Source organism: Bacillus sp. FJAT-47783, assembly GCF_022808615.1.
Lineage (GTDB): Bacteria > Bacillota > Bacilli > Bacillales > Aeribacillaceae > Bacillus_BZ.
On sequence record NZ_JAKZKS010000004.1, the window covers coordinates 143,197 to 153,162 of the forward strand.

Annotated in this window: 11 protein-coding genes; 3 read left to right on the forward strand and 8 right to left on the reverse strand. The window is 37.3% G+C overall.

What is annotated here, in order from left to right; genetic code table 11:
• Positions 1-12: 12 nt before the first annotated feature.
• Entirely contained in the window at positions 13-666 is a 654-nt protein-coding gene (locus MLD65_RS05505; RefSeq protein ID WP_243290877.1) for a TetR/AcrR family transcriptional regulator, read from the forward strand.
• 140 nt (positions 667-806) lie between these two features.
• Here the strand turns inward: MLD65_RS05505 and MLD65_RS18350 are convergent, their stop codons facing one another.
• From MLD65_RS18350 to MLD65_RS05520, 4 genes are all read right to left on the reverse strand, one after another.
• A complete protein-coding gene (locus MLD65_RS18350; RefSeq protein ID WP_481748492.1) occupies positions 807-896 on the reverse strand; it encodes a putative holin-like toxin in 90 nt (29 codons plus the stop codon).
• Positions 897-1,021: 125 nt separating this feature from the next.
• Positions 1,022-1,678, reverse strand: a complete 657-nt coding sequence (locus tag MLD65_RS05510; RefSeq protein ID WP_243290878.1) for a potassium channel family protein — start codon at positions 1,676-1,678, stop codon at positions 1,022-1,024.
• Positions 1,679-1,757: 79 nt separating this feature from the next.
• Positions 1,758-2,606, reverse strand: coding sequence for a gamma-glutamylcyclotransferase family protein (locus tag MLD65_RS05515; protein ID WP_243290879.1), 849 nt, complete (start codon positions 2,604-2,606; stop codon positions 1,758-1,760).
• Between the two features lie 66 nt (positions 2,607-2,672).
• Positions 2,673-3,182, reverse strand: coding sequence for an acyl-CoA thioesterase (locus MLD65_RS05520; protein ID WP_243290880.1), 510 nt, complete (start codon positions 3,180-3,182; stop codon positions 2,673-2,675).
• A 154-nt stretch (positions 3,183-3,336) separates the two neighbouring features.
• On the opposite strand from MLD65_RS05520, the gene MLD65_RS05525 reads away from it, so the two are divergent.
• Complete coding sequence (locus tag MLD65_RS05525; RefSeq protein WP_243290896.1) at positions 3,337-4,356, forward strand: ion channel; 1,020 nt, start codon at positions 3,337-3,339, stop codon at positions 4,354-4,356.
• A 30-nt stretch (positions 4,357-4,386) separates the two neighbouring features.
• Here the strand turns inward: MLD65_RS05525 and MLD65_RS05530 are convergent, their stop codons facing one another.
• From MLD65_RS05530 to MLD65_RS05540, 3 genes are read right to left on the reverse strand one after another with little or no spacing between them, the layout of a single operon-like run.
• Complete coding sequence (locus tag MLD65_RS05530) at positions 4,387-4,791, reverse strand: DUF350 domain-containing protein (protein WP_243290881.1); 405 nt, start codon at positions 4,789-4,791, stop codon at positions 4,387-4,389.
• 24 nt (positions 4,792-4,815) lie between these two features.
• Entirely contained in the window at positions 4,816-6,063 is a 1,248-nt protein-coding gene (locus MLD65_RS05535; protein ID WP_243290882.1) for a glutathionylspermidine synthase family protein, read from the reverse strand.
• Positions 6,063-6,368 carry a hypothetical protein gene (locus MLD65_RS05540; RefSeq protein ID WP_481748496.1) on the reverse strand — a complete coding sequence of 102 codons (306 nt, stop codon included), beginning with the start codon at positions 6,366-6,368 and terminating at the stop codon, positions 6,063-6,065. Before MLD65_RS05540 ends, MLD65_RS05535 begins: the two co-directional genes overlap by 1 nt.
• 133 nt (positions 6,369-6,501) lie before the next feature.
• Between MLD65_RS05540 and MLD65_RS05545 the strand changes: the two genes are divergently transcribed.
• Positions 6,502-6,957, forward strand: coding sequence for a hypothetical protein (locus MLD65_RS05545; protein ID WP_243290884.1), 456 nt, complete (start codon positions 6,502-6,504; stop codon positions 6,955-6,957).
• Positions 6,958-7,080: 123 nt separating this feature from the next.
• Here the strand turns inward: MLD65_RS05545 and MLD65_RS05550 are convergent, their stop codons facing one another.
• Positions 7,081-9,252 carry a DNA topoisomerase III gene (locus MLD65_RS05550; RefSeq protein WP_243290885.1) on the reverse strand — a complete coding sequence of 724 codons (2,172 nt, stop codon included), beginning with the start codon at positions 9,250-9,252 and terminating at the stop codon, positions 7,081-7,083.
• Between the last annotated feature and the right edge of the window lie 714 nt (positions 9,253-9,966).

The window sequence follows — 9,966 nt, forward strand, 5'->3', positions numbered from 1 at the left end:
GATGTTTATTTTATGGATATAGCTGAAATGATGGACCAATTTTTGCGAAATTACGATCCAGAAAATAAAATGAGTGAAAAGCAGAAGAAAATTGTCGCTGCCGCAATCGAAATATTTTCCGAAAAAGGGTTTGCCGCCACATCAACAAGTGAAATTGCGAAAAAAGCAGGTGTCGCTGAAGGGACGATTTTCCGTCATTACAAAACAAAAAAAGATCTGCTCATTTCAATTGTCATGCCGACGATGATTAAATATGTCGCTCCCTTCTTTGCAAAAAACTTTTCAAGAGAAATTTTTGAAAACGAGCATAAAAGCTTTGAATCGTTTTTACGAAAGATGATTCAAAATCGCTTTGATTTTGCTAAACAAAACTTTCCTATTTTAAAAATTTACATGCAAGAAGTATTTTATCATGAAGAGCTACAAGGGGAATTTCGTAAAGTGTTTTTAAACCACGTTTATGAAAAATTTAAAAACATCATTCTGCACTTTCAAGAAAAAGGTGAAATTGTTTTTCTTCCACCGGATACGGTGATCCGCATGATTATATCGACTGTTCTCGGCTTTATGGTCAACCGATTTGTCATTTCACCTGAAAAGGTTTGGAATGATGAAGAGGAAATCGAACAGACGGTTCAATTTTTACTAAATGGTTTAAAAAGATGAATTTTCTCTAAAGTATGTGGTAATATAATAGTAATTAAAAACCGCAAGTGCGGCAACACTTGCGGCTAGTAGCTAACGTTTATAGGGGATCAGCCTAATAAAAAATAGACCTCACCCGCAACATCACTCATAAGGGAGGTCTATTTTTTATGGTCGAAAGACAAGATGGCAATGATAAGCGTTCCGAACGAAATCGCCAGCATCAAGCTTTCAAATACCGACAGAAGCATCACCCCCTTTCCGTTGGAATGAGGGGTTAGCCGACCACCCTTATAGAACGTTTAACTACTAAGTTTTATTATAGCATAGACAAACGTTTGGAAAATGATTCAATACTCATACTTTCAATTATGGGTTAGCATTCCTTTTTTTCAAAACGATTAATATCTACATCGGCACCAATTACAATCATGATATCCCCTTTTTGTATGACTTCATCCGCCTGTGGGGAAACGATGATTTCTTTATCGCGCTTTATCGCAACAATATTTATTCCGTACTTTGCGCGAATATCTAGCTCAATAATGGAATGACCGCTAATATTTTCATTCGCGACAATCTCAACAATGCTATGTTCATCCGATAATTCTAAATAATCTAACACATTATTTGAAATAATATTATGAGCAATACGTTTTCCCATATCTCGTTCAGGGTGTACAATTGAGTCTGCACCAATTTTTGTTAGTACTTTCTCATGGTAATCGTTTTGTGCTTTTACCGTAATGTACTTTACACCAAGCTCTTTTAACATTAACGTTGTTAAAATACTCGCTTGAATGTTATCCCCTATCGCAACGATGACATGATCAAAATTGCGAATGCCTAAGCTTTTTAATACCGCTTCATCCGTTGTATCTCCTACGACCGCGTGCGAAGCAATATTGGCAAACTCATTTACTTTATCTTCATCAATATCGATCGCTAATACTTCTAGTCCCTCTTCACTTAATTCACGGCAAATACTGCCACCGAAACGGCCAAGACCAATAACAGCAAACTCCTTCTTCATCCATACTCCTCCATCTTCATTATGTATGACGATATTTTACCATAATTTCATACTATGTCATAAACACTTCTTTTCCATTTTATTGTTTAGGTAGTTCCTTCATGTACCGTTCAATTTTTTCGTAGTAGGCATTTGACACTCTCCCTTTTGAACCACGTAATATTTCTTCCCTATAATGATCAGGTGGTGCTAGTTCTTCTTTTTTCTTACAAACAACAAACGTTAAACAGTCTTCATACGTTTGACCGTCTATTTCGACATCGACAAATGTAGGTCGATATAATGAACAATTGACACCTTCACGTTTATACAAGTAACGGACCGCCTCAAAAGGAACTTCATATATGATCCCTTCAACAGTGCCACCATCTTCAACAATATCTGCCCGACCGCCGTCTGCGGCATGCACAGTAAACCGTAATGAATAGTTTTTTAGCTTACCAGCACCTATGACTTTTTGAAAATGGTGATCTACTTGATGTTGCCGGAAACGATTTGTATCCATACATGACCCGTACGCAAAATAATACGTTACGGGAGGTTTTTCTATAAAATGGCGATATTCTTTCCAGTCGCCACGTTCAATCAAACGGTAAGATGGTTCTACATGTTGTAATCGGTAGATGTAGCACGAAACTTGTCCAGTATCCGTTTGAGCTGTTATCATCTCACGAATATATAAACTATCTTTCTCGTTTTTTTCATTATAGCCTTCTAACCTATCAAGCTCTTGAAGTGTTGTTCCTGATACTTCATAAATTTCCCCATAAACAACACCCTCACCAATTGCAAAGCCAGGGTAATAATAGTTTGTATCATACAAATGGCCCTTCACATAGGCTTGTGCAAATAAACGCTTTTCATTTTGTAACAAATCATGATGATGCTCTCCTTTTCGTAACGTTCCATAAACAAATACAAGTGGCATGTTCTCCCTCCTTTTATTCATTGAACAATCGGGATTATATTTAAGTTATAACCCCGCTATTCATCATTAAGGTAATCTTGAAGCAAAATTTTGTACCATTTCCTCGTTTTCTTTTTTTCGATGTTTTCGTATTTCTGATCGTTTTTTGGCTGTTTCATGGAGCTCTTTTTCAAGATCCGTTTCAGGCAACACTTTTGGTACAGGTATCGGTTGTCCGTTTTTATTCACAGCAACCATCGTGAGAAAAGAGATGGCACATACATTTCGCTCACCCGTTAATAATTTTTCTGCGACAACTTTGACAAATACTTCCATAGACGTTCGCCCTGTATATGTAACAAATGATTCTAAACAGACGGCATCCCCTTCAAAAATGGGGTGAAGAAAGTCAACAGAATCAGTAGAAGCCGTCACAACAGGACTTCGCGCGTGCCGCATCGCAGATATTGCTGCGACATCATCTATATAAGCCATAAGTTTTCCCCCAAACATCGTTCCGTGACTATTCGTATCTGGAGGCAGTACAATACTTGTTTTCACAACAAGCGAATCTCGGCATCGTTTCGATTGTTCCATCTTCGTTTTCTCCTTTCCATTCCATATTTCTATCCTCTCCTAAAAAAAGAAATTTTGTCAACAATGTGTCAGCATTTAAAATGCTTACATTACCTAGCCTATCCTCTTATGGTAAAATGACGAAAGAAAGGAAAGTTGAGGTGTTTGACACGTGATGTTTTTCAAACGTTTATGGATTAAAGCTCTTCAAATGAGTGGTTGGACTTTATTTTTTGGAACGACAACGCTCATTTTATTTAGTAGTTTCTTTATTTCGTACTTAGAACCTGAAACGTTTCCTAGCCCGTTTGAAGGCTTATGGTGGACGATGACCACGGTCGTGACCGTTGGATATGGAGACATTTCCCCAACGACTGTCTCTGGAAAAATATTTGCAATGTTTTTATATGTAATGGGAATCGGACTTATGACGGTCTTAATCGGGAAAATCATTGAATCATTTACATTACGAAAACGGCTGAAGGAGGAAGGTAAATTGAAAATCACAACGAAAAACCATATTGTTTTAATAAACTGGACGAAAAAAACAGAGCTTGCTTTACGTGAACTCCTTTTAACATTTGATCATATTCATATCGTCATTATTGACGAAAACCTTGCAAAAATCCCCCTGCTTCATGAACGTGTGGAGTTTGTTAACGGGGATCCTGCTACAGAGGACACGCTCTTACAAGCCAATTTTCTCGAATGTAAGTCCGTTATGATTTTTTCACCAAATGGCGAATTAAAACCGTCGGAAGCAGATGGTCACACATTATTAATCGCCTCCATTTTAGAAGGGCTAGGTAAAAAGCACGGAAAGAATATTTATACGATTTGTGAAGTGTCAGACTCTAAACATATACAAGCCTTTACACATGTAAATGTTGAAGAGTTTATTACACCAAACGATATGTCCGCACACCTTGCGGCACGTTCTATGCTGTTTAATGGAACAACCGAAATTATTCGTCAATTGACTAGTCATGTCGGCCATGATCTTTATCATATTCCGAAAAAGAAGGAATGGAAGACATTTGCTGATGCCAAGCATGAACTTAGTGAAAAGGGAGCCATTTTACTTTCGAATCATCAAGATATGTCCATCACCCATCAATTAGACGAACTGATTCCAGATGATGCGAAATTGTTTATTATTTGTGACCAACATACATATAAAATGATTATTGATTAAAAAAGGAAGAGCGGATTCCGCTCTTCCTTTTTAGTACGTTAACGATCCAGCAATAACTAACCCAATTCCGACAGATAGAAATAATAAAAACAAGCCGACTGCTTCATTATTGTCATCAATCGCTTTTGTTATATTAAATTTCGGTGTGATCCATTCTGCAATATAAAAAAGTAAGATTTGAATGATAATGGCAATACTTCCCCAAATCACCATATCGATTAAGTTAACTGAGTTTGCTATCGCCGAGTAAAGAACGATGGCAAGACCTAAAATCCGACCGCCAAATGCATATACAGCTGCTTTATTTCCGTTTTTAATCAATTCAAACTCTTTATTTTTCGTTGTGACTTCAAACAAAATAATTCCGATTAATAACATAAGCGATGCAACACCTACATAGGCAAGTGTTGAAACAAATAAATTAGAAAAATTCATCACAATGTACAACCCTTTCTTTTTTTAAATTGTACGGACTCCAATTGGAAGATAATAGGCGCCATTATCCGTAATGGGGCCCCCTGCCCGTACGCCAATACCACTTGCTTCCCCATTAATTAGAAAGCTGCCAATTAAATAGTTTGATCGTTTTTTCCCTTCGATCGTTTCTATTTCATAAGTGGGTAGTTCAACATATTGTTGAAAAACGGGGATCGAATCTTTATATGTTTTATTCGGATCTTCCATTACTGTTCCATCATTTAGATAAATCTCAACCGTGTCACCTTCACGGCCGAAGCTAGGCTTTTTCACATATGGAATACCCTTCTCCGTAAAAAAGTTGTCGTCTAAATAGGTTGGAAGGAAGTATGTATAAATCCACTGATGCTCTTCTTCTGTAAAGTACGGATGATGTTGCTCAAAAAGACCCCAAATAACGGCTTGAACCGCTTTTGACTGCAACAAAAAAGCCGAAATCGGATTGATCATCGCCAATTGATGATTCGTAACGAGCTCTAACAGTTGAATCCCGACTTTTTCTTTCGTTATCGGATCTTCATCTAAAATTAAATGTTCAAGCGGATATGTTTGCCGATATAAAATATCGATTTTTCGTCCCTTTTGATCATATAGCCCTTCACCTGAGACAATGTTTAATTGCTGGAGCGGAACATACGTTGCATCCAGACCGGAAATTTCTAATAAATATAGAGACGTAAATTTATCTTCTTCATGATCATGATGAGAAGTAAAGACGATATAAGGCTCCTCTTTATTTAGCTTAATTGCCGATTCAATGATCGCTTTTCGTACCGCTAATGCTAAATGCTTTTCTACTCCTACATTCGGGTTCTTGGCATGAAAATAATCGGTTAAGTATTCGTTCACATGAAACACTTCTTTAATAAACGTTGGGGTATCGGCATTTAATTCAAGCAATTTATACCCGCTTTTTGTTTGAACGAAATCGCAACGGGCAATAACAGTTTCAACCGGCAAAAATCGATGCCGAATAAATGGAAGCATCTCCCTCGGTATGTCGAGCATCATAAGCGTTTCATCATCCGCTTTCCGCAACAGTTTCGCCGTTTTATGAAAAATATGGGCGACCCGGTTCGTTGCGAGACGAATTTCTTCTATTTCTTTTTCGTTAAATAGAATGATGTCAAGTAAAGCGTATTCACTATCATATAAATCTGGCCAAAATTGATCAATTTGACGATACGTTTCGATTCTCTTTTGACGAAACGAGTGACGATCACCGACCATTAGCCGCCAAATCCTCCCTTACTCCCTGATCCAAACCCAGAGCTTGTACTTTTGGAAGAACCCACATTTCCCTTAAATGAACTGCTTGATTGATAAGATTTAAAGGCCGAGTCCTTACGTAAAGACGATTTAGATGAGAACGTTCTTCCCCCATAATAATAGTGCCCGTAATGTGGGGAATCGAAGTCATCACATTCCCATACGCCGTCGTCATCATCCCATTCCCATTCTGTACACGAATCATCTTCCGGTACAGGTGGTAAAGACACTTCTTCTTCACTACATGCGGCTAAACTCGTAACCATTGTAGCCGATACAATTCCTGTCAATAACTTACTTGTCTTTTTCAACAATACTCCTCCTTTTTTTTATTTTCCAACTTTTCCATTGAACTCCATGTTATAGTATAAGGGATACTAATCCGATTTTGGAGGTTTGATGATGAATTTTGCGAAGTTGGAATATCGATTAAATGATGAAAAAAATCACTTCCCTGCTTTATATCATTACGAACAATTAGATGTTCATGAAATATTTTGCCGCAGGCTTTGTGATTATTTTATTAAAGATGGAAAAATATTTCGGAAAACGTCTTCTGCCAAAGAACAACATAGTTTCGTTATTTATGTGGAAGAAGACCATGAAGAAGAACTATTTCTTGACGCAAAAACGTATGAGCATGTCACATTGGAAATTCGTCTTTATAAAGAAAATGAACCTTCTCCCCTTCTTTTTACATACAACTTATCAAGTCACAAAGACGTTTTAGCCTATTTTGACAACGACTATTTACAGCTTGGGGAATATGAGTATGAATACATTTCTTCTGAAATCGATGAAGACCGTTCCACTTATGTCCTATACGTAGATTTGACGGGCTATAAATACGAATAGAGAGAGCGCCTCTCTATTCGACACAAATCACGATTATTGGCGATTTTTGCGCTTTCCCAAGAAATATCTCGTTGTATTTCCTACACTTACTATTACGAAAAAAAATACGGTTTTGTTTCGTTTTTATCCTTGTTTTGCTTGAGGAAATGCAAAAGATATTTTTCCATTGTGCAGCTTGAGCTTTGCGTCAAATGTTTTTTCCCCTTTTTTAAACCCTTTTATGACATTCGTTTCCCCATCTTTTAACAGCTTTTTCACATTCGCCTGTGATATTTTTTTCGATAAAATCGTTTTGGAAATCGTCATGGTACAGTTTGTTTTCGTATAATTGGAACAACCGTAAAAGTTTCCTTTATCAACAATAACGCCACCACATGTTGGACAAGTACCGAGCTTTGTTGCCGTTTGTTTTTTTGATTTCGAAAAGCGATTTTCTTGTAAGGAATCAATGTCAAATGATTCAAAATTCCATTTTTCACTTCCACGTTTTGCATCGTCAATCATTTTGACAACTAGTTTCTTCGTTTGCTCGATAAATTGCTTCGCAGATGCTTCCCCTTTTCCGATTTCTCTAAGACGCTGCTCCCATTTTGCCGTCATATCTGGCGATGTAAGCAAATCTGAACAAATGGATGAGATAAGAAGCTTTCCTTTTTCCGTTGCATATACTTGATTTTTCTTCACTTCAATATACTTCCGATCTTTTAAAACCGTAATAATTTGGGCTCTCGTCGCTTCTGTACCTAACCCTTCTGTTTCTTGTAACACTTTACTTAGCTCTTCATCCTCACTCCATTTGCCGGCTGTTTTCATCAACGTTATAAGCTGACCTTCCGTATATCGTTTCGGTGGCTCTGTTTTCCCTTCTTTCACTTTTACGTGTTTGACCTCACCTCTTTCTCCTTTTGAAAGAGGCGGTAAATGTTTTTCTTCCTTTTTCTTCTCTTGTGATAAGACGGTACGCCATCCTTTTTCAATCATTTGTGTTCCTTTTGAAATGAATTGGGCTCGGCCGTCGACAACGGTATGTACGGTTGTATAATCAACGATCGCTTCATTGTAGTGAGCGGCGATTAATCGTTTTACAATAAGGTCATATATTTTTTGCTCATCAGGCGGTAAGCTTGTTACGTTTACGACTTGCTCTGTCGGGATGATGGCATAGTGATCGGTTACCTTTTTTTCATTGACGTACCGTTTATTGTTTAGCAAAGAGTCATTCGGAAGCGGAAAAAAAGATTCATATTCTTTCATTTTGTTAAATTTCGCTACTATTTGCGGAAACATGTTTGCTTCCTCTTTTGTGACAAAGCTTGAATCAGACCGTGGATACGAGATATTTCCTTTTATATATAATTTTTGCGCGATGTCTAGCGTCTTTTTCGGTGAAAATTTAAATCGTTTGTTCGCCTCTGCTTGAAGGGATGATAAGTTATATAAATACGGTGGTTGAAAATGTTTACGCTCCTTCTTTATTTCAGTTATTTCTGCTTCTTTTTCCTGACAAAAGCGGGCAATTTTCTGTGCTAACTCGCCATCATCCAACCTCGTTTCACCGTTTTTGTGCCACTTTCCTTCATATATTTTTCCGTTCATTTGAAATGTGGCGATTACTTCCCAAAAGGGCTTTGAAACAAAGGACTCGATTTCTTTTTCCCTTTTGACAATGAGCGATAATGTAGGTGTTTGCACACGCCCAATCGAAAACAAACTGGAAATTCCTTTTTCTTTTAACAATAGGGAGTAGACTCGAGATGCATTCATGCCAACGAGCCAGTCGGCACACGAGCGACTATACGCTTCATAAAACAAATTCCGCGTTTCCTTTTCATCTAATAGCTGTTCAAAGCCTTTTCTCACGGCACTTTCGGTTAAGGATGAAATCCATAATCGTTTTAATGGCTGCCTTGGGCGACAAAGCTGTAAAATGAGCCGAACGATCGCTTCCCCTTCCCTGCCAGCATCGCTAGCGATAATGATTTCATTGATTTCTCTTTTTTGCACAAACTCACGAATGATTTGAAATTGTTTCCACTTCCCTTTCGACACACGATGCTGGAATGTAGTCGGTAATATGGGAAGGGTTTCTAACTTCCAACGTTTCCACTTCGAGTCATATTCTTCAGGTGGCACGAGTTCACAAAGATGGCCAATCGCCCACGTCATGATAGCCCCATTTGGGAAATGCGAACATTCGTTAATTTCGATATAGCCTTGTTTTTTTCGATGTGGAAATGGAGCCGCTAACTTTGCTCCTTGATCTGGTTTTTCTGCGATAATTAATACGCAACCCATTTATCGGTCAATCTCCTTTACTCTATATTTTATGAAAGATAAGTCTTGTTCGACTTTTTATAAAGAAAAACAATAGAAATTCAATAATCATAATCGTCTTTTTTAACCGTTTCTTCCTCTTTAAGTTGAAAGTCTACAACATTATCTAGGCTAAAAAGCCTATCTGAAATAGATGCGAATATGAATCTTTAAAATCGTATTATAAAACTTTTTTTCAAGAATGAATAGATGAACAAGTTAAAGAAAAAGCTTTACATGATGTAATGATCGAAACAGCCTTTATTTCTCAAGTTTCACAATTAAAGTTACTACCTTGAGAAGAAGTATTAAAGTGGTAAAAACTTCGAAAAGGCAAGCGGAGAAGAGTAAAAGAAATGGTTGATAGCTTAATAGAAGGGTTAAGGATTTCCGAAGATGAATATTAGCAAACGGTTGTTCCTAGTGGATTTGTATGCACCATTAGTAAAGAATGACTCTTCGAATATGAAACAAAGAATATTAAAAACGTGACCTCTTTGTAAGAATGAGGCCCTTACAAAGAGGGTATACCTTTGTTTGATTATATTTGGTTATATTAGTGTTTTATTAATTAGGGCTTGCTGAACGAATTGGCAACTTAATGTTTTTTAAACAGCTATCTTCGCGAATACCTTTCTGAAAAAATGCCAAAAAAGAACTCTGAGCTTTCGCTCGAGATTCATGACGAGGAATTGG